The organism is Mesorhizobium sp. Pch-S (genome assembly GCF_004136315.1).
GTDB lineage: Bacteria > Pseudomonadota > Alphaproteobacteria > Rhizobiales > Rhizobiaceae > Mesorhizobium.
In genome coordinates this window covers 5,553,300-5,576,538 of sequence record NZ_CP029562.1, presented here as the reverse complement: position 1 = coordinate 5,576,538, position 23,239 = coordinate 5,553,300, and the positions used below count along the sequence as shown (strand labels likewise).

General features: G+C 60.8%; 24 protein-coding genes and 1 pseudogene. 3 read left to right on the top strand and 22 right to left on the bottom strand.

Annotation, left to right across the window (positions count from 1 at the left end; translation table 11 throughout):
• Positions 1–13 precede the first annotated feature (13 nt).
• On the top strand, positions 14–736 hold the full coding sequence (locus C1M53_RS26125; protein ID WP_129414872.1) for a glutathione S-transferase family protein: 723 nt from the start codon (positions 14–16) through the stop codon (positions 734–736).
• Between the two features lie 66 nt (positions 737–802).
• Here the strand turns inward: C1M53_RS26125 and C1M53_RS26120 are convergent, their stop codons facing one another.
• The 10 genes and pseudogenes from C1M53_RS26120 to C1M53_RS26075 form a co-directional block, all read right to left on the bottom strand.
• Positions 803–1,495, bottom strand: coding sequence for an MOSC domain-containing protein (locus tag C1M53_RS26120; RefSeq protein ID WP_129414871.1), 693 nt, complete (start codon positions 1,493–1,495; stop codon positions 803–805).
• Positions 1,492–2,196: a glutamine amidotransferase gene (locus tag C1M53_RS26115; protein ID WP_207213041.1), complete on the bottom strand. Its 705-nt coding sequence runs from the start codon at positions 2,194–2,196 to the stop codon at positions 1,492–1,494. Before C1M53_RS26115 ends, C1M53_RS26120 begins: the two co-directional genes overlap by 4 nt.
• A 7-nt stretch (positions 2,197–2,203) precedes the next feature.
• Positions 2,204–2,761 (bottom strand): redoxin family protein, encoded by a 558-nt coding sequence (locus C1M53_RS26110; RefSeq protein ID WP_129414870.1) that lies wholly within the window; start codon positions 2,759–2,761, stop codon positions 2,204–2,206.
• Positions 2,762–2,916: 155 nt separating this feature from the next.
• Complete coding sequence (locus C1M53_RS26105; protein ID WP_129414869.1) at positions 2,917–3,633, bottom strand: hypothetical protein; 717 nt, start codon at positions 3,631–3,633, stop codon at positions 2,917–2,919.
• 30 nt (positions 3,634–3,663) lie between these two features.
• Positions 3,664–4,236: a MarR family winged helix-turn-helix transcriptional regulator gene (locus C1M53_RS26100; RefSeq protein WP_245488288.1), complete on the bottom strand. Its 573-nt coding sequence runs from the start codon at positions 4,234–4,236 to the stop codon at positions 3,664–3,666.
• 223 nt (positions 4,237–4,459) lie between these two features.
• The gene (locus C1M53_RS26095; protein WP_129414867.1) at positions 4,460–6,571 is read right to left on the bottom strand and encodes a molybdopterin oxidoreductase family protein; all 2,112 of its coding nucleotides are present in this window, start codon (positions 6,569–6,571) and stop codon (positions 4,460–4,462) included.
• 159 nt (positions 6,572–6,730) lie between these two features.
• A pseudogene (locus C1M53_RS26090) lies at positions 6,731–8,607 on the bottom strand (ABC-F family ATP-binding cassette domain-containing protein).
• A 92-nt stretch (positions 8,608–8,699) separates the two neighbouring features.
• On the bottom strand, positions 8,700–9,980 hold the full coding sequence (locus C1M53_RS26085) for an MFS transporter (RefSeq protein ID WP_129414866.1): 1,281 nt from the start codon (positions 9,978–9,980) through the stop codon (positions 8,700–8,702).
• Positions 9,981–10,196: 216 nt separating this feature from the next.
• Complete coding sequence (locus C1M53_RS26080) at positions 10,197–10,976, bottom strand: hypothetical protein (protein ID WP_129414865.1); 780 nt, start codon at positions 10,974–10,976, stop codon at positions 10,197–10,199.
• Positions 10,977–11,171: 195 nt separating this feature from the next.
• Positions 11,172–11,681, bottom strand: coding sequence for a DinB family protein (locus C1M53_RS26075; RefSeq protein WP_129414864.1), 510 nt, complete (start codon positions 11,679–11,681; stop codon positions 11,172–11,174).
• Positions 11,682–11,852: 171 nt separating this feature from the next.
• Here C1M53_RS26075 and ndk point away from each other — a divergent pair, with 171 nt between their 5' ends.
• The gene (ndk, locus tag C1M53_RS26070) at positions 11,853–12,275 is read left to right on the top strand and encodes a nucleoside-diphosphate kinase (protein ID WP_054310955.1); all 423 of its coding nucleotides are present in this window, start codon (positions 11,853–11,855) and stop codon (positions 12,273–12,275) included.
• 101 nt (positions 12,276–12,376) lie between these two features.
• On the opposite strand, the gene C1M53_RS26065 is transcribed toward ndk, so the two are convergent.
• The 6 genes from C1M53_RS26065 to C1M53_RS26040 form a co-directional block, all read right to left on the bottom strand.
• Positions 12,377–12,820 carry a YbaY family lipoprotein gene (locus tag C1M53_RS26065; protein ID WP_129414863.1) on the bottom strand — a complete coding sequence of 148 codons (444 nt, stop codon included), beginning with the start codon at positions 12,818–12,820 and terminating at the stop codon, positions 12,377–12,379.
• A gap of 106 nt (positions 12,821–12,926) precedes the next feature.
• Entirely contained in the window at positions 12,927–13,394 is a 468-nt protein-coding gene (locus C1M53_RS26060; RefSeq protein ID WP_129414862.1) for a molybdenum cofactor biosynthesis protein MoaE, read from the bottom strand.
• A gap of 4 nt (positions 13,395–13,398) precedes the next feature.
• Positions 13,399–13,650 carry a molybdopterin converting factor subunit 1 gene (gene moaD / locus C1M53_RS26055; RefSeq protein WP_129414861.1) on the bottom strand — a complete coding sequence of 84 codons (252 nt, stop codon included), beginning with the start codon at positions 13,648–13,650 and terminating at the stop codon, positions 13,399–13,401.
• A 10-nt stretch (positions 13,651–13,660) separates the two neighbouring features.
• Positions 13,661–14,248: a CDP-diacylglycerol--glycerol-3-phosphate 3-phosphatidyltransferase gene (gene pgsA, locus C1M53_RS26050; protein WP_129414860.1), complete on the bottom strand. Its 588-nt coding sequence runs from the start codon at positions 14,246–14,248 to the stop codon at positions 13,661–13,663.
• A gap of 114 nt (positions 14,249–14,362) precedes the next feature.
• Positions 14,363–16,408: an excinuclease ABC subunit UvrC gene (uvrC, locus tag C1M53_RS26045; protein ID WP_129414859.1), complete on the bottom strand. Its 2,046-nt coding sequence runs from the start codon at positions 16,406–16,408 to the stop codon at positions 14,363–14,365.
• Positions 16,405–17,172 (bottom strand): SDR family oxidoreductase, encoded by a 768-nt coding sequence (locus C1M53_RS26040; RefSeq protein ID WP_129416376.1) that lies wholly within the window; start codon positions 17,170–17,172, stop codon positions 16,405–16,407. Before C1M53_RS26040 ends, uvrC begins: the two co-directional genes overlap by 4 nt.
• 394 nt (positions 17,173–17,566) lie before the next feature.
• Here C1M53_RS26040 and C1M53_RS26035 point away from each other — a divergent pair, with 394 nt between their 5' ends.
• A complete protein-coding gene (locus C1M53_RS26035) occupies positions 17,567–18,232 on the top strand; it encodes an outer membrane protein (protein WP_129414858.1) in 666 nt (221 codons plus the stop codon).
• Between the two features lie 88 nt (positions 18,233–18,320).
• Here C1M53_RS26035 and C1M53_RS26030 read toward each other — a convergent pair whose 3' ends face one another.
• The 6 genes from C1M53_RS26030 to C1M53_RS26005 all read right to left on the bottom strand — a co-directional run bounded on the left by C1M53_RS26030 (position 18,321) and on the right by C1M53_RS26005 (position 23,028).
• On the bottom strand, positions 18,321–18,917 hold the full coding sequence (locus tag C1M53_RS26030; RefSeq protein WP_129416375.1) for a glutathione S-transferase family protein: 597 nt from the start codon (positions 18,915–18,917) through the stop codon (positions 18,321–18,323).
• A 128-nt stretch (positions 18,918–19,045) separates the two neighbouring features.
• Positions 19,046–19,483, bottom strand: a complete 438-nt coding sequence (locus C1M53_RS26025) for a hypothetical protein (protein WP_129414857.1) — start codon at positions 19,481–19,483, stop codon at positions 19,046–19,048.
• A 90-nt stretch (positions 19,484–19,573) separates the two neighbouring features.
• Positions 19,574–20,428 carry a 23S rRNA (adenine(2030)-N(6))-methyltransferase RlmJ gene (locus C1M53_RS26020; protein ID WP_129414856.1) on the bottom strand — a complete coding sequence of 285 codons (855 nt, stop codon included), beginning with the start codon at positions 20,426–20,428 and terminating at the stop codon, positions 19,574–19,576.
• A gap of 3 nt (positions 20,429–20,431) precedes the next feature.
• Positions 20,432–21,043, bottom strand: a complete 612-nt coding sequence (locus tag C1M53_RS26015; RefSeq protein WP_129414855.1) for a hypothetical protein — start codon at positions 21,041–21,043, stop codon at positions 20,432–20,434.
• A 38-nt stretch (positions 21,044–21,081) separates the two neighbouring features.
• Positions 21,082–21,531 carry a DNA polymerase III subunit chi gene (locus C1M53_RS26010; RefSeq protein WP_129414854.1) on the bottom strand — a complete coding sequence of 150 codons (450 nt, stop codon included), beginning with the start codon at positions 21,529–21,531 and terminating at the stop codon, positions 21,082–21,084.
• A gap of 3 nt (positions 21,532–21,534) precedes the next feature.
• A complete protein-coding gene (locus C1M53_RS26005) occupies positions 21,535–23,028 on the bottom strand; it encodes a leucyl aminopeptidase (RefSeq protein ID WP_129414853.1) in 1,494 nt (497 codons plus the stop codon).
• Positions 23,029–23,239: the final 211 nt, after the last annotated feature.

Sequence of the window (23,239 nt, the reverse complement as noted above, 5' to 3'; positions counted from 1 at the left end):
ATGGAGAAACGACATGACATCCGAACCAATCTTCACCTCCGGCTTCCCGCTCGGCTCCTCGGCGGGCCTCGTTACTGCCTTCGAATGGCTCGGCCAGCCTTATCGGCTCACCCGCGTCGACATGCTGGGCCAGATGCGAACCGATGCCTACAAGCGCCTCAACGGCCGCGTGGAAACCCCAGTGCTGATCACGGGCGAGGGCCGCGTGCTCACTGAAACGATGGCGATCGCACTCTGGCTGGAAGCACGCGACACCGAACGCCGCATCAGCTTCGAACCCGGCACACCGCAGGCAGACCGGATGCACCAGTACATCGCCTTCCTGAACACCGGCTTCACCGGAGCATTCACGCCGTTGTGGGTGGCGCTGGAAGCCGATGGGGCCTCGGAGCAGGAGCGGGAGACATTGCGCAAATTCGGCCGCGAATTCGTGGCCAAGCGACATGAACAGCTCGAGGCCATGATCGGTGACAGCACCTATCTGCTCGGTGAAAAGCCAACCCTGGCGGATGCCGTGTTTGCCGGCGTCGCGCGCTGGGTGGACTTCCACAAGTCTGTCGACCCGAACGACTATCCGCGCATCCTCGCGCTGCGACAGCGCATCGAGGCCGACCCGGCATTCCGCTTTGCGTTGGCAGTAGAGGATGGCCGGCCTGCTATCGGCAGCGGTGCGATGAAAGGGCTTGTCCCGCTCGCCGATGTCCTGCGGGATACGAGCTCGGCTCTGGCGGCCTGATACCGCCCGCCGGAACAGGAGACGCGCGCCATCTGTCGATGGCGCGCGCCTGCGAAGAAGCGTTTGCTATGCTTGAGGGCTGTCGAGACGCCTCGTCCAGTCTTCCACCCGGTTGCTCGCCAAACGGCGCGCAGCGTGGCCTCGCCAGCCCTCCGCCAGACGGTCGAGGGCTGCAATCCCGGCAAGTTCCGCACGGTTGAGCGGATCAACGTAAAAGGTCCGCCAGACGCGCTTCAGCGTCCAGTCCGGCGACCGGCGGTCAAGCAGCGTGAGACGGTCTTGCGGCGCGACGATGCCTGGTGTCAGCACGCGGTAATACCAACCCGTTCGCCCCGTCGACTGCACCTGCCTGGCCATGTCGGACCTGCCGAAGCGTTCGTTCAGTTTCCAGCATGGCTGACGGCCCTGGCTGACTTCGACAATGGCCGTGCCCAATGAAAAGACGTCACCGATCGCAACCGTCTCCTCGTCAAGTCCTATGGTGGAGATGTTTTCACCGAACGCGCCCGGACCTGCAAACAGGGCATGGTGCCCAAAATCGCTTCGCCAGGCCGCATAGTGGTCAAAAGGATAGTGATGCACGGCCTTTTCCGGTCCACCGTGGCGCACGGTATCGCCTTGCCTGTCCCCGGCAAGCCCTATTTCAGACAAGACAAGCGGTGACGCCACCGCCAGTTTGACAATACCACTTGGCGCGCCATGCAACCCGAGTGGCGCAACCCCGCCAATGCGCAGGCTGAGCAGCGGCAGGCTTGTCATGGTTCCAGCCCCGCCAGCCATTCGGCCAGCAATTGTCGCGCCGCATCCCGAAGACGCTGACCGTGTTTTTTCGCATCATCACGCAGCACGCCGAGATCGATGCCGGCGGCGGAAAGCTCCGCCGCGTGGCCGACCAGCCAGCGTTCGAAGCGCTGATCGGTTTCGGCCTCGGGATGAAACTGCAGGCCAAGCACCGAACGCCCGATCGAAAAGGCTTGCTGCTCGACGAGCGCCGAGGCCGCCAGGTTGGTCGCATTTTCCGGCAGCGTGTAGGTGTCGCCATGCCAGTGCAATACCGCTACGCCAGCAAGATGGCGGAGTGGACTTGCCTTGCCGGCTTCCGTGAGGATCAGCTCGGAAAACCCGATCTCCTTGAGACCCGTTGGGAAAACCCGGGCGCCGAGTGCCGCCGCGATCAGTTGTGCGCCGAGACAGACACCAAGCGTCGGGCGCTTCTTCGCAAGGCGCGTGGCGACGAATGCACGCTCGACGGCAAGGAACGGGTAAGCTTCGTCTTCATAAACACCGATCGGACCGCCGAGGACAACCAGAAGATCCGGCGCCAACGGATCGCCAAGGCAGAAGTCTCCATCGCCGACGCTGCTATAGCGGATGTCGTAGCCCGCCGCCTGCAAGGGTTCGTGGAAAGCGCCGAGATCTTCAAAATGGACATGGCGCAGGACGAGGACTTTTTTCAGCATGGAAATCTCATTGGGCAGAGGCCGTGGAAGCGGACGTGGCGCAACGGTCGTGGGAGCAGGCTGTCGCATCCGGGGTTCCATCGAGGCGATCGTGGAGACTGGCTGCAATCGCCATGGCGATCCGCGCGCCGACGGCTATGTCGTCCTCCACACCAAAGGCTTGATGCAGGATCACGCCGTCGCGACCAATCAGCACAGAAGACGGTGTGCCTTGCAGCCCGTAGCGTCGCATGGTCACCGGAATGTCCATCCCCTCCTCCGCCAGGTCGACGGCAACGGGCGACGTAAGCCGATATTCGTGCAGGAACGCCTGCACCGTTACCGGTGTCATGGCCGCATGATGTTCAAAGACGGTGTGGAGTCCGATGATCTGCAGGTCGCTGCCGGCGAAGACCTGCTCGATACGGCGAACCTGCGGTATCGCCTGTGCGACGCAGCCCGGGCACAAGAGCTGGAAAGTATGCAGGAAGACGGGGCGTCCGCGAAGACTCGCCAGCGACAGCGGCACCGGCGTGTTGAACCACTGGCTCGTGGCGAGCTCGGGAGCGGGAAACGTATCAATCATGATCGCCCCCACTGCGATCAGTCCAATCCAGAATGCCGGTTGCCATTGCCTTGGCAAGGTCGGCGGGCGTACTCCTTGTCATGTTCTTTCCTTTCATTTGCCTGGAGGGGAGGAACTGCCGGTCCGGCGATGGCAGTTGCCGGACCGGCGCTTTTTCATTCGGCGGGCACCACCTTGCCCGGCAGGCTCAGATCCCCGGAAGCGACCTTGAAGACATCGCTGACGCAAAGCAGCGGCGCATGCAGGTTGCCGTTGACCCTGAGCCCGGCTGTCACACCGTCATAGGATGCGCCGGCAATGCCGCCGATCAGCGCAAGCGGTATTTCCACATCCACCGTGTCGCCCTTGAAGGTGGTGGGATAGGCAGGGCTGTCGATCAGAAGCGGCACGCCGGGCCAGGTCTCAGGAACCCTCGGCTTGGTTCCTTCCGGAATATCAATGACCTTCAGCCCGCCACCGCAGGCCGCATCTTTCGCCAGCACGACCCAATGCGGATGCCAGACGTGACGGTTCTTGCCGCCTTTGGCCGCATCATCGAAATCCGGATGGAAGGTGACGGCGAGCGCTACAATGCCCTGGCCCTTGTCGAAGCCGACATCACCGCTGTCCAGGCTGGTCGGCCAGACATAGGCATAGACGCTGGAGCCTTCGAACCTGCCGGTCGCGTCCGGCTTGTCCTTGCCGGCCTCGCCGCGCACGCGGGTGCTGAAGACGGCGGTGTCGCCCTTGGTTGCGATCGTTGTTTCGACGATGTCGAAGGAAGCTTCCACTTTCTCCGTCGGCTCGGCTTTGATGGAATGGGCAGAGGCTGTCGACAGCCAAAGCGCTGCCGTACCGGCGATGAACACGCCGGTCGAAAATCTTGTGAACATGATGCTGGTTCCTTTTGCCTGGAGGGTCGATTATCCCGTTTGGAAAGCGTCCCAGGTGGCAGCCCGGGACGAGGGATCGGCTTCAACGTGATCGTGGCAATCGATGCGGAGCTCCCGCTGGCCGAAGGCCGCGTCGACGAATTTGCAATGATGTGGCCGCGCTGCATCCGCGTGAGCGAAGGGCGCGAAATGGCGACAGCTTACGCACATGCGCTGCACGGGTATTGCACCCGTCTCCTGGAGATGGCGGATCATCTTGATCAGGGTGAGCAGCAGATCTTCCCGCGCGCCGCCACCAAGTGCGGCAATGGCCTGTTCAGTGAAGCTTTCTTCCTGATGTGCATGTTTGAGACCAGCAAGACCTGCAGCCGTCACAGCTACACGCACCACGCGTTTGTCGGCCGCGTCCGTCTGCTTCGCGACGCAGTCCTTTCGTTCCAGTGCGTTGATGGAATCAGTCGCCGTGGGCTGGGAAACGCCGATGTGAGCGGCGATCTCTCTCACTCCAAGCCCCCCTCCACGTCCTGCGAGCAGATCGAGAATGGCCAATTGGGTCGGGTTGAAGCCGCTTGCTTTTGCCCTGCTCCACTCATCGATGCGCAAGACCGTCGCCAGCCGCGAAAGGGCCTCGTGGATGCGGCTATCGAGTGAAAGAGGATCTTGTCGCGTGACCATAGGAAAACAATATAGGATTCCTATGTATATGCAATGCCGGTTTCGCGGTTCTGTCCTGGACCGTCAAAACTCCCGAGCATCTTCGTCAGTTTGACGAACCCGCGGTGTCTCACGACAGCGAGACACCGATCTCAACCCGGTTTATGCGACCTCAGGCGGCGACCCGCACCCACACCTTGTTGTCGTGTACCGCTGCCCCGCCATATGGGGCGGGCGCATCGGAACCGGTCAATACGTTGATGCCCTCGCCGCGTTCGTGCGCCGAATTCGGCCAGATGCCTTCCGCGATCACCACACCGCGCTTGAGCCCGGCGAACAGCTTGGCGTGCAGTACGACCTCGCCGCGCGGATTGCCCACCTCCACTCGCGCCCCTTCGACCACGCCGAGTGCCGCAGCATCCTCCGGATGGATCAGCAGCTCAGGTCGTATTTCCTTGGCTTGTGACACCGGTGTTTCGGCGAAAGAAGAATTCAGGAAATTGCGGGCCGGCGATGTTGCCAGCCGGAACGGATGTGTGGCGTCCGCCACCTCGATCAGGTCGACATGATCGGGAAATTCCGGAAGTTGCTCGACAGGGCCAAAAATGCCCATGCTTTTCGGCGGCTTGTTGGGTGCATAGCCGCCGTTCCACTGTGGCCTGAAACGGTACTTGCCATCCGGATGGCCGAAACCCTTGATGAAGTGCGCGGTCTCGAAATCCGGCTGCATGTCGGCCCAGCGCTGTTCGCGCAGCGTGTCGAAATCGAGGTCCCGGTTCTTGAGCAGCGCGTTGATGTGTTCCTTCTCGGTCAGTCCGAAACCCGGCATATGTGAAACACCAAGACGCTGGGCCAGTTCCTCGATGACGTAATGGTTGGTGCGCGGGCCGACAGGGGGATCGATCAGCTTCGGACCGAGCGTGATGTGCTGGTTGCCGCCGCCCTTGTAGATGTCGTCATGCTCGAGGAACATCGTAGCCGGCAAAACGACATCGGCGACCTTCGCTGTATCGGTCATGAACTGTTCATGCACACAGGTGAACAGGTCCTCGCGCAGGAAACCTTCCTTCACCAGCCGCTGCTCGGGCGCGACATTCATCGGATTGGTGTTCTGGATAAGCAGCGCCGTCACCGGCGGGCCGCCATAAAGCGCATCCGGCGCATTGGTGAGCACGGGGCCGATGCGCGAATGATCGAGATAGCGCACCTTGGGGTCCCGGTAGCGGTCGCCTTCAAGCAGATCCTTGTTGAACTTGAAGCCGGAAATGCCTGAATTGGAATGGAAAGCGCCACCACCTTCATATTGCCAGCAACCGGTCACAGCGGCGATGGAAAGTGCCGCGTGCATGTTGGCTGCACCATTGCGCTGGCGCGCAAAGCCATAGCCCAGACGGAAGAACGTGCGTTTGGTGGTGCCGATCAGCCGAGCGAAAGCCTCGATCTCGGCGACAGTCAGGCCCGTGATGGCGGCCGCCCACTCCGGCGTCTTGTCGGCGAGATGCGCCTCCAGTCCCTTCGGATCGTCGGTGTATTTTTCAAGATACGCGCGGTCGGCCATGTTCTCGCGAAACAGCACGTGCATGACCGCGCAGGCCAGCGCGCCGTCCGTACCGGGCTTCACCACCAGGCCAATATCGGCCTGCTTCATCGTCGCGTTTTCATAGATGTCGATGACGACGATCTTGGCACCGCGTTCCTTGCGCGCCTTGATGGCGTGGGTCATCACATTGACCTGGGTCACCACCGCATTGGTGCCCCAGATGACGACGCAGTCGGAACGGCCCATTTCGCGTGGATCGGAGCCGCGCAGCGCGCCCGTGCCCATGACATAGCCGGTCCATGCCAGATTGGTGCAGATCGATCCGAAGAAGCCGGAATATTTCTTGGCGTGCCGCAACCGTTCGATGCCGTCGCGCTGCACCAGCCCCATGGTTCCGGCATAGAAGTACGGCCAGACCGTCTCCGAGCCGTATTTCTCTTCCGCGGCGATGAATTTTTCAGCAACAAGGTCGAGCGCGGCTTCCCAGCTCGCTTCCTTCCATTGGCCATCGCCCTTGGTGCCGGCGCGCACGAGCGGCTTCAGCAGCCGGTCGGGGTGATGCACGCGATCGGCGTAGCGCGCGACCTTCGCGCAGACGACGCCCGCCGTATAGCTGTTGTCCTTGGCGCCATGGATGCGCCCGATCCGGTCCGGCCCCAGCAGCTCGACGTCGAGCGCACAGGTGGATGGGCAATCATGCGGGCAGGCCGAATGGCCGATGCGGATCTTGGCGTGGGTGTTCATAAGGCTCTTTTACCTGTTCGCCGGCCCGGAGTGTAGGGCCAGTTGTCCAAGGACGGGAGGCAACGCCAACCTCCCGCGGGAACCACGAGGAAATCTATTTCCTGCCGCCATGGAACCAGCGGATCGTAATCCTGCGGGTTCTGCGGCAGGATCGGCAAGCTACTCGGCGATGCCTTCCTCATATTCGGCCGACATCGTCAGCCAACGCTCTTCATGCGCGTTGAGCTGCGCTGCCAGCTCCGAACGCTCCTTGGCAAAGCGCGTCGCCTTGATCGGATCCTTTTCGTAGAGCGCCGGATTGGCAAGCTCATCCTCGATCAGATCGATGCGTTTGCGCAGGCGATCCATCAGCCCCTCGGTCGCGCGGATTTCCTTTGCCAGCGGCTCCAGCGCCGCGCGCCTTGCGGCTGCCTCGCGACGCCGGTCCGCCTTGGAAGCCTTGTCGGCTTCCCGCTTTTCGCGACGATCGGCCGATACCCCGGTCACCAGCGTCTTGTAATCGTCGAGATCGCCGTCATACGGATTGACCGCGCCATCCTTGACCAGCCAGAGCCGATCCGCCGTCGCCTCGAGCAGGTGGCGGTCGTGCGAAACCAGGATTACGGCGCCCGGAAAGTCGTTGAGCGCATGGATCAGCGATTCTCTGGAATCGATATCGAGATGGTTGGTCGGTTCGTCGAGGATGAACAGGTTGGGACCATCGAAGGCAGCCAGTCCCATCAGCAGCCGCGCTTTTTCACCACCGGACAGGTCCTTGGCAGCGGTGTTCATCTTCTCGGTTGCCAAACCGAACTGCGCGACACGCGCCCTCACCTTGGCTTCAGGCGCCTCCGGCATGAGACGGCGCACGTGCTCGTAGGCGTTTTCGTCCGGGCGCAGGTCATCGAGCTGATGCTGGGCAAAGATCGCCACCTTCAAGCCAGGCGCGATCGTCATCTGCCGGTTTCGGCCTTGAGTCGTCCGGCGAGCAGCTTGGCAAAGGTCGACTTGCCGTTGCCGTTGGCACCAAGCAGCGCGATGCGATCATCGGCGTCGATGCGCAACGTCATCTTCTTCAATATGGGCTTGCCCGGCGCATAGCCCACTTCGACGCCGGACAGCGCCACGATCGGCGAAGCCACCGTCTTCACCGGCTCCGGAAAGGAGAATGGCTTGACGGAATCGTTGACCAGCGCCGCAATCGGCTTCATGCGCTCGAGGGCCTTGATGCGTGACTGTGCCTGCCTTGCCTTGGAGGCCTTGGCACGAAAGCGATCCACGAAAGATTGCAGGTGCTTGCGCTGCGCCTCCTGCTTGATCCGGCTCTTTTCCTGCAGTTCCTGCTGTTCGGAAAGCTGCCGCTCGAACTGATCGTAGCCGCCGCGCCAGAAACTCAGCTTCTGCTGGTCGAGATGCACGATCGAGTTGACTGCACGATTGAGCAGATCACGATCGTGCGAGATCAGAAGCACGGTATGCGGATACTTCGAAACGTAGTTTTCCAGCCAGAGCGTGCCCTCGAGGTCGAGATAGTTGGTCGGCTCGTCGAGCAGCAGCAGGTCAGGCTCGGAAAACAGCACCGCTGCCAGTGCGACCCGCATACGCCAGCCGCCGGAAAAGGATGATGCGGGCCGCGCCTGCGCCGCCTCGTCAAAGCCCAGGCCGGCGAGGATGGTCGCGGCACGGGATTCGGCGGTATGCGCATCGATGTCGGCCAGCCGGATATGGATCTCGGCAATGCGGTTGGGATCGGTCGCCGTCTTTTCCTCTTCCATCAGCGCGGCACGCTCCTTGTCCGCGGCCAGCACGATCTCCAGCAGCGAATCCTCCGTGCCGGGAGCTTCCTGAGCCACCTGGCCGATGCGCGTGTTCTTCGGAATGCTGATCGAGCCGGTCTCGGAAGCGAGATCGCCGGTGATCGCCTTGAACAGCGTGGTCTTGCCCGTGCCATTGCGGCCGACAAGGCCTGCCTTCGTGCCGGTGGGCAGCGTCAGCGAAGCATGGTCGAGGAGCAGGCGTCCGGCGATGCGGAGCGAAAGGTCATTGATGATAAGCATGGCGGCGCGGTTTTGACCCGTATGGGCAACAATGGCAAGGGGATGCGGCCGACTGTTTCAACCCGAAGGCGGCCAGACGCCGCCAGAAACCGCTATGCTGTCCTGAGAGGTGCCAGCCGGCCTGCCCGCAACAAGTCGCTCAACGCGGTGTCGACAGCCTCCGCCGGAGCGTCGGCGCCAAGCCGGCGCGGCGGTGGCAAGGAATGACCAATGGCGAAAAGCAGTGCGCTGCCGGCCGAAAACACTGCGAACAACAGGAACATTCCGGTTCCGCCATAGGCTCCAAGAGCCATTCCAGCCAGCAATGGGCCAAAGAAGTTGCCGATGGTGGACAGCGAATGCGCCCCGAAATAGGTGCCTCTGTTGGCGGCCGTCGAAATGCCGTCGACCAGCATGTATTCGGCCGGAACGACAAGAACCTCGCCGATCGTGAAGACAATCATCGAAGCGACCAGCATCTCGACACCCGAAGATGCTGCAAATCCCAGATTGCCCAGGAGAAACAGCACGCAGCCCAGGACCAGAGCATGCAGCGCGCCGATCCGCTCGATCACCCAACGCGCGGGTGTGCTGGCTACCAGCACAGCGGCCGCATTGGTGCTGACCAGCAAGGCGAATATTTCCACGCCCCTGGTGAAATCCTTGATGATGTACTGCGACAGCGGCACCGACCACTGCCCGTAGACGGCAACCAACAGCGTGCCGCCACCGGCAAAGAACATCAGCCTGGGATCGCGGAAAGCACCGACAAGGCGCCGCCAACCGCCGATATGCTGCTGGGCGGTATTCGCTGCACTTGTGGCAATCTCCGGCACCAGCAGGAAGATGATTACCCCGAACATCAGATGAACCATGCCGGCCACGACGAACAGAATGTCGGAAGTCGCGCCGAAAGCCAGCCCGATCATGGGACCGATCGCCCAGCCGGCATTGATGGCGAGGTAGCGCCACGAAAACACCTTCAGGCGCAGTCTTTCAGGCGCAGCATCGCTCATCATCGCGCGGGCAGCCGGCTCGTAGACGGCGCCAGCGATCGAGGCCACGATGTGGGCAAATGTGAAGGCCGCGACGGATTGGGCAAGTCCAAGGCCAGCCATGCCGAGGCCGGCGAAGGATATGGCGATGGCCAGCACGGTTCTGCGCCCGAGCCGATCCGAAATCGCTCCGGCAAGCGGACTGACCATCGCACCAAGCAGAGGCCCCACACCGATCAGCGCACCGATTCCGGCCGGACCGAGCCCAAAGTCCTGCTGCAGTCGAATCGCAAGAAACGACAGACTCATGCCTTTGGCGACAGCGACGACGCCGGAGCCGGCGATCAGCAGGAGGGCGATCATGCGCCCGGTCTTTTCGGAATAGCTGTTCATGGACATTCAGAGCACATCCGTCGGCTCGGACAGACGACCGACGCCCCACGGCTTCGCATTGAAGCCGACCGCGTGCAATGGAAGACACTGCAGGGAATTGTGGGCCAGGTGGAAAACTGAACCCGTGAGGTTCGCCGCCCGCGCACCAGCGTCCCCCAAAATGTCCTCGTGCAAGAAAACAGCCCGCCGAAGCGGGCTGTCTCTTTTCGGAGAGCGAAAGGATCAGCGATTGACCTTGGCAAGCAGGGCGCACAGTGCCTGCAGATCGCTATCATAGGCACCGCTGCTCACCACTTCGGCGCAGCGGCGCTTCAGCTTCATCAGCTTGCTGTCCGAAAGCTGAGCAATGGCCCTCGGCACGGCCGGATTGCTGGGATTGACTTTTCCGGTATTGGTCGCGGTGCCAAAGATCGTACCACTTGGAGCGACCGGGCTCAGCGGATTGCGCGGACTGGAAGGCCCGGACGGATTGCTCGTGGTACCTCCGCCTATCCCGACTCCAACCCCCACGCCGGTGCCGTTTCGGCCACCGACCGAAGCACCGAGACCGGCAGTGACCCCGTTCGAACCACCAACGGAAGCACCAACGCCGGCATTCACACCGCCACTGCCACCGACCGATGCGGTAGCGCCGGCTGCAACACCGCCGGAACCTCCTATCGTGGCTCCGCCTCCCGCTGTAACGCCGTTGGATCCGCCGACATTTGCCCCGGCCCCCGCAGTGACGCCATTGCTGCCACCAACCGAGGCGCCCAGCCCCGCATTGACTCCACTTGCCCCGCCAATGCTGGCGCCCGCGCCTGCGTTAACACCGTTGGAACCGCCGATCGACGCTCCCAACCCGGCACTCACGCCTCCCGAGCCACCAATCGAAGCGCCAACACCTGCATTGACACCTCCTGCGGACACGCCAAGACCATCGGCACCTGCTGGCAAAGCCAAACAAACAACGACGGCACCACTCGCCAATGTTCCGGCGAGACTCCTAACGAAACCAGCCATTACATCCTCCTAATGGTTTTGCGCTTCCTCGACAGCACGGCCAAATCAGCCCGCAGCGAAGTCAAAACATCTGGAGAATACCAAAACCGTCAGTACATTCTCACGTTTTAATATTTATGGCTTTCGGTGCGTTTTCCACCTTTGGTCAATTGCTGTCTAATTTTATTATATAACAAATCAACGACTGCATTGAAATTATGCGAAAGTACGGCCCTCTTCTGTCCGCTGGAAGTACATCAGATCCAGCTGAACCGACGCATGTCCGAGAACTGTCAGGATCATATGCGCCTGGCCCCTGTGATGGGTCTGATGGTTGAACAGATGATCGAGCGCTGGCGCCAGGCGCTGTGAAATTGTGCGCATGTCAGTGGTCACATAGGAAAACCGGCCCGCGATATCCTTGTCGCTCAGACCGTCGACCCATTCGACAATACGCCTGTCTTCCGCCTCGCGCGCTATCCGCAGCGCCGGCAGCGCCCGTTGCACGATTGCGTCAAGGCTGGCCGGTGCGTCTCCCTGGCCGGTGAAGCGCTTCATCCAGATGCGGTCAGTAACCAGCAAATGGTTGAGCGTGCCCATCATCGACCCGAAGAATGCGCCGGTGTTACGCGTGAATTCTTCGTCGGTCAGGGCGTCGGCGGCATCGTAGAGACGGCTGTTGGCCCACCGATTGTAGGCCGCGAACATCATGAAATGGCGTTTCATCCGGTCCCCGGTTTCCCACACTGTCCACCCCGAACCTGATCTAGAGTGTCGGGAAGGGCAAAGCCATGGCCATTTTGCCCGGCAGCACGATCAACGCCTCCCCTTGGCAATGCGCCGGGCGGCTTGTATAGAGCCCGCCACACCTCAATTCCCAGCACCAAAGGACGACCCATGGCGATCGAACGCACCTTCTCGATGATCAAGCCGGATGCCACCAAGCGCAACCTCACGGGCGCCATCACCAAGATGCTCGAGGATGCCGGCCTGCGCGTCGTCGCCTCCAGGCGCGTCTGGATGAGCCTGCGCGAAGCCCAGGGCTTCTATGCCGTCCACAAGGATCGCCCCTTCTTTGGCGAATTGACCGAATTCATGTCGTCGGGCCCGACCATCGTGCAGGTTCTCGAAGGCGAGAATGCAATCGCCAGGAACCGTGAAGTCATGGGCGCCACCAATCCGGCCAACGCCGCAGAAGGCACCATCCGCAAGGTGCACGCCCTGTCGATCGGCGAAAACTCCGTGCACGGCTCGGATGCTCCTGAGACTGCTGCCGAAGAGATCGCGTACTGGTTCTCGGGCACCGAGATCGTCGGCTGATCGCGCCTTCGATTGCAGGGCACAAGCGCTATAAAAGCCGGGCTGGTGCCCGGCTTTTTTGCATTCGCGTATCAGCTTGCTGTCCAGCTGGCTCTCTCCATCTAGCCTGGAGTAGCCGTATCGCCTTGCTTGTCCTGAACTTGTTTCAGCACCATCGTCATCGGTTCGCTGGCAAGCGGATCGATATAGTGTCGAGCATTGGTCAGGAACTGGGTCTGGCCGTCGACCGTAATAGTGGCGTCCACCGCATAAGTCGTCTTCGGGCGGATGTCCCGACTATCGAATTTCAGCGTGAAACGCATGGGCACCTGGCCGGCAGGTGTGATCCTCTGCTCGCAGATCACCTTGGCGGGAGCATCGGACTGTGATGTATCGAGCAACTGCACGGTAAGCACCGCGTTCGCGGGCAGGATCATGTGCTCGCGGTAGATCACTTCGCCGGTCAACCGGCGCTCGGCCGCCGCGGACATGTCGGTTGAGACAAGCATCCCCACCATCAAGGGCGCGAAGCCGAAGATCAGGAATTCCGCGATCCTGTCCAACATGACACTGCTCCATTGGCACTCGACAAACGTCGGCGCCAACGAAAAATCCGCCGTGATTGCGGACAATCCATGACCGATCTGGGGTATTTTCGAGCGCGAAATCCAGTCAGCGCCAGCGGGCCGCCGCCTTGTCGTCCCTGTCCTTGGCCTCGACCCAATTGCCGTCGATACCGTCGGTACGGTGCTCCTTCTTCCAGAAAGGTGCACGCGATTTGAGGTAATCCATCAGGAAATCGGCGGCCTCGAAGGCAGCCTGTCGATGTGCGGATGCAGTGACAACCAGCACGATGTTCTCGCCAGGCCGAATCTGGCCATGGCGATGAATGACCGTGATCCCCTTTAACGGCCAGCGTCCGATGGCTTCGTCCGCAATGCGGCCGATCTCAGCTTCGGCCATGCCGGGATAATGTTCAAGCTCGAGCGCTGTGAGCACACCGCCTTCATCACGACAAAGCCCGGAAAACGTGACTATGGCGCCGATATCGGCGCGCCCGGCGGCAAGAGCCGCGACCTCCGCCGCAATGTCGAAATCCTGGGCCTGGATGCTGACCTTCGCCACAACGACGTCGGACACGGCATCAACCTCCCGTCATCGGCGGAAACAGCGCAATCTCGCGCGCGCCAGCTATCTTCTCGCTGTGGTCGACATGCTCCTGATTGATGGCGACACGGATCGAACGCGGGTGCTGGAGCGCGTTTTCGTACTCATCGCCGCGCGATTTCAACCAAGCCAGCAACTCGGCCACTGTGGTCACCTCTGCCGGGAGTTCGACGTCTTCTTCGGTTTTCCCGATCCGTTCACGCACCCAGGCAAAATAGATGAGCTTCATCGCCGTCTCGCTACTCGTCGACGATATGCTTCAAGCCGGCACGGAAGTAGTCATAGCCGGTATAGAGCGTGACCACCGCTGCAATCCAGAGCAGCACCAACCCGGTTTCCGTGGTGAACGGAAAAATCTTGTCACCGGCCGGACCGGCAAGCAGAAAGGCGATCGCCACCATCTGGATGGTCGTCTTCCATTTGGCCAGTTGTGTGACCGGAACCGACACCTTGAGCGCTGCAAGATATTCGCGCAGGCCCGAAACCAGGATTTCGCGGCACAGGATGATGATGGCCGCCCAAAGCGACCAGCCGGCTATGCCATCCTCGTCAGCGGCAAGCAGCAGCAGGCAAGTCGAAACCAGAAGCTTGTCGGCGATCGGATCCAGCATCCTGCCTATATTGGAGGTCTGCTGCCAGGCACGTGCCAGATAGCCGTCGAAATAATCGGTAATCGACGCGGCCAGGAAGATCGCCAGAGCGAGCCAGCGTGCAAAATCGCTCGATTTCAAATGGCCTTCGAGAAAGAAACACACGACGACCATCGGCACCGCAACGATACGGGCGTAGGTGAGCATGTTCGGCAGGTTGAATGCGTGTTTCGCCATGCGTGCGTGGAGCTTCCGGGGTCGTTTCTTTTGCCTTCGTACTCAAATCAGAAGCCGATATCAGGGGTCAACCATTGAAAATCGACTAGCCAGCGCAAAACACCGCACAAATGGTCAATTCTCGTGAAAATGGTTGTAAACAAGCCGCGCAACCTGCTCTGAAATACCGTTGACCGACATGAGGTCGTCGATTGCGGCACGGCTGACTGCCTTCGCGGTACCGAAATGCAAAAGCAAGGCACGCTTGCGGCCCGGACCGATGCCGACGATTTCGTCCAGGGGACTCTTGACCATTTCCTTTTTGCGGCGGGCACGGTGTGAGCCAATCGCAAAGCGGTGCGCCTCGTCGCGCAGACGCTGGATGAAATACAGCACCGGATCCCGTACAGGCAGCGTGAAGGACGGCTTGCCTTCAACGAAAAAGCGCTCGCGGCCGGCCTCGCGATCCTGGCCTTTGGCGATGCCGATGGCCACCACGCGATCCTGGACGCCCAGATCTGCCAGGATCTTGCGTACGGCCGACATCTGCCCCTGGCCACCGTCGATCAGGATGACATCGGGCCAAGCCGGGAAGCGGTGGGAGAGAAGATCGTCCGGCTCGCCATTCTCCTCACCCGTGTTCTCGTCACCATGTTCCTTGATAAGGCGGGAAAAGCGGCGCTCCATCACCTCGCGCATCATGCCGAAGTCATCGCCGGGCGTGATCTCGGTCGAGCGAATGTTGAACTTGCGGTACTGGTTCTTGACGAAACCCTCCGGCCCGGCAACGACCATGGCACCGACGGCATTGGTGCCCATGATGTGCGAATTGTCGTAGACTTCGATGCGCACCGGCGGCTTCTGCAGACTGAACGTTTCTGCGAAACCAGCCAGCAATCTCGCCTGCGTCGAGGTTTCGGCCAGCCGCCGGCCCAGCGCTTCGCGCGCATTCTGCAACGCATGGTCCGTCAGATCCTTTTTCTCGCCGCGCTGCGGCACCGAGATCGAGACCTTGCGGCCGGCACGGGTCGACAATGCTTCGGCAAGCAATTCCTGCTCGTCGACGGCATGCGAGAGCAGCACCGTGCGCGGTGTCGGCTTGTCATCATAAAACTGCGCCAGGAACGAACCCAACACCTCGGCCGCTTCCATTGCCGGATCGGCCTTGGGGAAATAGGCGCGGTTGCCCCAGTTCTGGCCTGTACGGAAGAAGAAGACCTGGATGCAGACCTGCCCGCCCTCCTGATGGATCGCAAAGACGTCTGCCTCCTCCACCGATTGTGGATTGATCCCTTGATGGCTCTGCACATGGGCGAGCGCCGCCAAACGGTCGCGATAGATCGCGGCGTGTTCGAAATCGAGATTTTCGGCAGCGGCCTGCATGGCGGCGGAAATCTCGGTCTTTACCTTCTGGCTGCGACCGGAGAGGAAATCCTTCGCTTCGTTCACCAGCACGCCATAGTCGGCGTGCGTGATTTCGCCCGTGCACGGCCCGGCGCAGCGCTTGATCTGATAGAGCAGGCATGGCCGTGTCCGGTTTTCGTAAAAGGAATCGGTGCAGCTTCTCAGAAGAAAAGCCCGCTGCAACGAGTTGATGGTACGCCCCACCGCTTGCGCCGACGCAAACGGCCCGAAGTAATCGCCCTTCCGCGAGCGCGCGCCACGGTGCTTGTAGATACCGGGCGACAGGTGGTCTCCGGTCAGCAAGATATAGGGAAATGACTTGTCGTCGCGCAGCAGCACGTTAAAGCGCGGCCGCAAGCGCTTGATGAGGTTCGCCTCCAGCAGCAGCGCTTCGATCTCTGTGCGGGTGACGACGAATTCCATCGTCGCCGTTTCGCGCACCATGCGGCCGATGCGGTTGGTATGGAACCGCCCCTGAGCATACTGGGTGACACGCTTCTTGAGGCTGCGAGCCTTGCCAACGTAGAGCACGTCGCCGTTGACGTTCATCATCCGGTAGACGCCGGGAGCATTTGGCAGACGTTTGACCAGCGTCTGGATGACCTCCGCGCCAATCTTGCCGTCGGTATCGCCGGCATGTTGCGTCCAGTCGACCGCCGTAAAAGCGACCTCGGGACCCGAATTCCCTACATCCACTTCTATGCTGTCGTCGTCATCCAGATCGACGTCGGGGAGATCTTCACCCGCGCGTCCGTTTTTTGCTTTTCCGGAATTCATTCCACCACGCCTGTCACATCCGGCGTCTGCCATGCAAGGTGCTGGCCGCCGTCCAACGCGATCATCTGGCCGGTGACCGACCGCGCATTCCACAGATATCGTATTGTCGCGCCAAATTCGCCAAGCTCGGCACCACGTTTCAGCAGCACACCGTCGAGCTGCCTCTGGAAATCGTGATCTTCCTGACGCGCTCCTTTCAGCGTTGGTCCCGGGCCGATCGCATTCACCCGAATGCGCGGCGCCAGTGCTTGTGCCATTGTCTGCGTCGCTGCCCACAGCGCCGATTTCGACAGGGCATATGAAAAATAGCGTGGCGTCGGGCGCCAGACCCGCTGATCGATCATGTTGATGACCAGACCATCCTGCCCATCAGGCAAGGCACGAGCGAAACGCTGCGTCAAAAGCGCAGGAGCCTTCACATGCACAGCGAAATGACGATCCCATCCCGACCAATCGAAATCCTCAAGGGAATCTTCCTCGAACAATGAAGCATTGTTGACCAGAAGGTTGATCGGGCCGAGCGCGTCGGTGGCAGCCTCGATCAGCCCGGCCGTTCTGTCCATATTGGTCAGATCCGCGGTTACGACGGCAGCGCGCCCTCCGGCCGCGACGATCTCCCCGACAAGGGACTCCGCCTCATCGCGGGACCGATTGCAATGCACGGCTACCGCAAAGCCGTTGGCTGCGAGATCTTCGACAATCGCCCGGCCCAACCTTTTGGCCCCGCCCGTCACCAGGGCCGCAGCTATGATTTTGTTCGTCATCTGGCTTTCATCCGCAACAAGGGCAGCCAGCAAATGAGACCGCTCAATGGTAAAATGCCGTTCGCTCCTATGGCCACATTGTGTCGGCGCATCGAAATGACGGCCCCGACTCGCATTCTGGTCGTCTGATCGGACGGCCAATATAGGGACCTGAACCCCTTGTACCAAGCCGGGTACAGCCGCTCTGCCGAAAGGCTCCTGACAACTTTGTTGCACTAGTGCAACGTCATCCTTCAGCCTCATTCGCGCCAGCTAAAGACCCAAGTTCAGGTTCGCTTCCGCCGTATTTGCCGCCCAAATTCCGGAACCGTTGAACGCGTGATCCGTTTCCTCCCCCGGCGGGTCTGGTTCGCAAGGAACAAGCCAGCGTCTTTGGCTTTATGGAGTAAGAACTATGTCTATCAACCACAAATTCGCGCGGACTTCGGTTGCTGCGATCGGGCTTCTCGCTATCATCGGCACCGTTCCGGCTTTCGCTGCGGACGTCGTTTCGGAAGAGCCGCCGGCTCCGGCCCCGATTGCTGAACTGCCGGTCGCTTCCTGGGCCGGTGCTTATGCCGGTGTGAACCTCGGCTACGGCTTCTCGGGCCGCTCCAAGGTCGAGGACTACAACACCAGCATCAAGAAAGACGGCTTCATCGGCGGCGGTTTTGCTGGCTACAACTGGCAGCAGGACAACTTCGTGTACGGCGTCGAAGGTGACCTCGGCTACAACGGCACGAAGGGCTCGGAAAACGGCTTCAAGTCGAAGTCGGGTCTCGAAGGCTCGATCCGCGCCCGCCTGGGTTACTCCGTCAGCCCTGACATCCTGCTCTATGGCACGGCCGGTGGTGCGGGCGAAGGCCTGAAGGTGACCGACGAAGTCACCGGTCTCAACGACCGCAAGACCATGTTCGGCTGGACGGCTGGCGTCGGCACCGACATCAAGCTTACCGACAATGTCTTCGGCCGGGTCGAGTATCGCTACACCGACTACGGTTCAAAGACCTTCGACAACGGTATCGGCAAGGTCAAGGACAGCGACAACCGCATTCAGTTCGGTGTCGGTATGAAGTTCTGATCGTTTTACGATCGGCAGCAAAAAGCCGGGCTTCGAGCCCGGCTTTTTTGTTTTCGAACCGACGCGCACATAAGCACCCCCGCCTCCGTCAGGCAGGTATGCAGCTCTTCAGTTGCGGAAATTTCTCATCGAAGCGCGCCGCCCAACGTACCAGCCGCCCTCGCCCCTTTTCCCATTTGCCTGCGAAACGCAGGGAAAGATACCCGAGCGCGGCGCGCAGCGCGATTTGACCAACGGTTATCTTGCTCGGCAATTTGGGAGGATTGGCGTTCAGGCTGTCGAGTGCACGGGTGACTTTTTCCCACTGTCTGTCCAGCCAGGGCTGGTACACCTTGTCCTCGGGTCGCACCCTGCGTTCATAGACCATCGACAACGCCGAATCGCAAATACCATCCGCCAGCGCCTCAAGCGCTTCGGCTTCCAGGCGTTTCTCGGGATTGCGCGGGAAGAGCCCATTTTTGGTCTGTCGATTGAGGTATTGGGTAATGGCCCGGCTATCGAAGACCGATTGGCCGGTCTCCAGCACCAGTACGGGAATCTTGCCAAGCGGGTTGGCCGCGATCAGATCGGCCGGATCTTCCTCCGTCTTGACCGGCTTCAATTCCAGCGCGATGCCAGCATAGGCAGCCGCCATGCGGACTTTGGAGCTGTATGGCGAAGTGGTCGCATAAAGCAGGCTGGGCATGACATCCTCATTTGAAGCGTGCTCTGGCACGGATGCGCCAAACAGGCCATGACTGGCCTCGTCCAGCAACGCGTGTATCCAACCGGATGAATATCAGGAGAGCGCCCTTGCCCACGGCGCGGGACGCCTCAACGCAGAACGCGGCAGGCGCCGTTGTAGACATACCAGCGGTCAAAGCCTGAAACGCAGAACTCGACATTGTCGCCAACGCCGGCAAAGCCCTGCCCTTCCTCGATCAGGTACCAGATGGTGCGCTCATGCCCGTCAGAGAGGATGACTTTTGCGTCGCAATAGCGACGACCGATCGGCCAATTATCCTCGGCCGGTTGATAGCGGCGCTCATTGATGCGGCGAAAGTCGGTGATTTGCACATCAGGGAGATTCGGCACATTGCGCACCTGGTATGCAAAGCGGCTGCTGATCTTGTTGAGCACCCATGCTTCACCGCACACGCCCGGATCACTTGAATAGCTCGACATATCGGCAGCTTGCGCTACCGGAGCAACGGTCAGGACCGAGCCAAGGCCAATCAACCCGGCAAGAAAGGATTTGAACGCGTGAGTCATGGCAGCGCCTCATTTCAGGTTGGCGGCACTGTGCGGATTTGCCGTCATACGGTCAAGCCGGGAAGTATCCCACCTCGATCAAATCAGATGCTAGCTGTCCTCGCGCGCCAGCCAGTCGAGCCGCCAGCCGGTGGCGGTCGGCTCGGCCATTGCCGCCTGCAGCGCAGGCAGGATCAGACAAAGTTCCTGCTCCAGGGTGAACGGCGGGTTGATTACCACCATGCCGGTGCCGTCCAGGCGTTCACTGCTCGAATCCGGCCGCACTTCGAAGACGATGTCGAGAACCCTGCCAATGCCGGACGCGATCAGCTGATTCCGGAAGTCGGCAACGCTGCGCCGATCCTTGATCGGATACCAGAGCGCATAGATACCGCCGGGCCAGCGTTTGTAGGCCTTTTCGACACCGGCAGCGAGACGGTCGAATTCGCCTTCCTGCTCGAAAGGAGGATCAACCAGCACCAGCCCGCGCTTTTCCTTGGGCGGCAGATGTGCGCCGAGCGCCAGCCAGCCATCCAGTTCGATGACACGCGTCTGAAAATCGCCTTCAAACCGTCCCTTCAGCCGAACAGCGTCCTCAGGATGCAATTCGATCGCCGTGAGCCGATCCTGCTTGCGCAACAGACGCCGCGCCAGCCATGGAGAACCGGGATAGAAACCAATTCCACCATCAGGGTTGCAGGAATTGACTGCTTCGAGATAGGGCCCCAGCAGGATAGTCGCCTGTATGCCAGGGTCGATCCCGGACAAGCGGCCGATACCGTCCCGCCATTCACCGGTCTTCTGGGCCTCGGTGGAAGAAAGATCGTAGAGACCGATACCGGCATGGGTATCGATGACCCGAAACGGCTTGTCCTTCCGTTTCAGATATTCGATCAGACGCACCAGCACGACATGCTTGACCACGTCTGCGAAATTGCCGGCATGATAGGCGTGGCGATAATTCATGACCTAGACAGCGCCCCTGCCCCAGCGTGGCTTGGGCGGGGTTTCGGATTTGTCAGGACGTCGTGATCTGCCGAAACGGATCGCCAGCACCATACCGATCACCCCGAACGCAAGCGACCCGAAGCCCACCTGCCGAACCCGTGCATCCGGAACGACAGCCCCACTACGCAGGACAAGATCAACCGCCTTGATCTGGAGGTTGTCAGCATCCCCAGGGCCGAGCGTGAAGACATAAGTGCTCGCTTCGTCAACCTCGATCAGCCCCGCCTCGTCGCGAAATATCTTGTCGGTCAGTTGCGGGCTTTGTTCGCGGGGCGTCGGATTGCCGCTGAAGCTCAGCCGTTCGGCAAGCACTGTTCGGTTACCCGCCGCGGCAGTCAGCGTCAGGACGGTACGATCAAAAGCGACGATGCGATCGGCATTGGTGGTGAGATCGACAAAGACCCGGACGGGGCCAGTTCCAGCCTTCAGCGACACCGTCACCGGCTTGAAGCGGCCATCCTGATAAGCATGCCAGGTGCCGAGTTCTTCGCCGGAAAAATTCCGAACGGCCCAGGGATAGATAAGACCGAGGGCGACGCCAGCCAGAATGAACAGCAGGAAAAATTTGCGCATCGCTCAGCCCTTAGAGCGCCGAACGCGCTCGCGCAATGTCATGCCTTGCGTTCCCAGCGACGGTCTGCCGTCTGCTGCCAATAGGTTACGGTATGGCCAGCGCCCTTCATGTCCTTCCAGTGGCTACGCGCCGCCTCGACCTGACCTGCGTCATGTCCGTCGAAGAGGAAAACGGCACGGTCATAGCCGGCAAGGTCTGGAGGGCTGGCACCATCCACCAGGAAGCGAATCTGCGCCGAATTGGGGTTCATGTCCCCCGTCGTAAGCAGCACAGGCTGTTCAGCCGGATAAGGCTCACGGTCAGTCGCATGCGCCAGGAAACCATCGTCGCTGTAGATCCACAAATGCTGGTCAAGTGCATCCCTGCGCTCTTCCGTGCCCGTCTGCACGACCACGCGCCAGCCGCGATCGACACTGCGCTCGAGCAAGCCCGGCAACGCCTGCTCGAGCGTTGACTCCGTCATATGGTAGAACAGCACTTCGGCCATCGATCAGCCTTCGTAGTGATCGCGCACCAGCCGGTCGAGCAGCCGGACGCCAAAGCCGGAGCCCCAGGACTGGTTGATCTCGCTGGCCGGCGCCGCCATGGCCGTCCCCGCAATGTCGAGATGGGCCCAGGGCGTTTCCTTGACGAAACGCTGCAGGAATTGAGCAGCGATGATGGCCCCGCCGTAGCGTCCACCAATATTCTTCATGTCGGCGTTCTTTGAATCGATGAGCTTGTCGTATTCGCTGCCGAGCGGCATGCGCCACAGCTTCTCCTGAGTGGCGGTTCCGGCCTGCACGAGCTGTCCGGCGAGTTCGTCGTTGTTGGAGAACAGCCCCGCATGGTGCTGCCCCAGCGCGACCATGATTGCTCCTGTCAACGTGGCAAGATTGATCATCAGTCGGGGTTCGAAGCGACTGTTGCAATACCAGAGCGCGTCGGCGAGCACCAGGCGACCCTCGGCATCGGTGTTGAGCACCTCGATGGTCTGGCCGGACATCGATGTGACAATGTCCCCTGGCCGTTGGGCATGGCCATCGACGCTGTTTTCCACCAATCCGAGAATACCGACGATGTTGGCTTTCGCCTTGCGAGCAGCCAGCGCGTGCAACAGCCCCGTAACCGCCGCTGCACCGCCCATATCCCCCTTCATGTCCTCCATTCCCGATGCAGGCTTCATCGAATTGCCACCGGTGTCGAAGGTCACCCCCTTGCCGACAAAGGCAAGCGGCTTGTCCTTGGCCTTGCCGCCATTCCATTGCAGCACCGCCAGGCGAGCACCGCGCGGTGACCCTTGCGCAACGCCGAGCAGGGAACCCATGCCGAGCTTTTTCATCTCCTTCTCGGTCAGTATCTCGACCTTGACGCCCAATGCCTCCAGTTGCTTGGCCCGCTCGGCAAACTCGACCGGCCCCAGCGCGTTCGCCGGCTCATTGACAAGGTCGCGCGCGACGATCACGCCATCGACAACGGCCTCCAGTTCGGCGAACGCCTTCTTGGCAGCCGCCGGATTTGCTGTCTGGATGGTGATCTTGACCGGTGTCTTGGCCTCGTCCTTTGCGTCGTCACTTTTCCTCGTCTTGTATTTGTCAAAGGAATAAGCGCGCAAAAAAATGCCGGCGGCAACACCAGCAGCCTCCGCCCCATCTGTTTGAGTGCCCGGCAGATCGACGACGACCACAGCATCCCTGGCCTTGCGCAGCGATGCCGCTACATGCCCGCCAAGCTTCAGCCATGCGTATTCGTCCAGCGCGGACAGCTTGCCTGCGCCGACCACAACCAGCCGGTCAAGAGCGGTGCCTCCCGGCGCGAAGATCTCAGCGGATGAGCCGAATTTCCCGGAAAAATCCGCGGCTGGAAGAGCCCTTGCTAGCGAATCGGACGGATCATGCGCCTTCGCCCGTTCGGAAAGCCCCGCTTCTTCCGCAGAAAGCACAAAGACCGTGCCTTTCTTGACAGTGGCGAACTTGGCAAAGGCAATCGTGGGTCGGGCAGCCATGAGATCCTGCTTGATTTGAATGCTTGGAATGAAGCGCGACATTTCGCGCTTTTGGACCGTTTGGCAAGACCGGCAAACTTCCGGCCGGCAGGGCGAAACGGGTTCGGCCCGCCACGTTGCCGCCTTCCGTTGCCGGAAGCGTGAATGCAATATTTGACGGCTGCTTACCCTTGACGATCGACTGTGCGTCGCACAAATGTCTGGCGCAAAG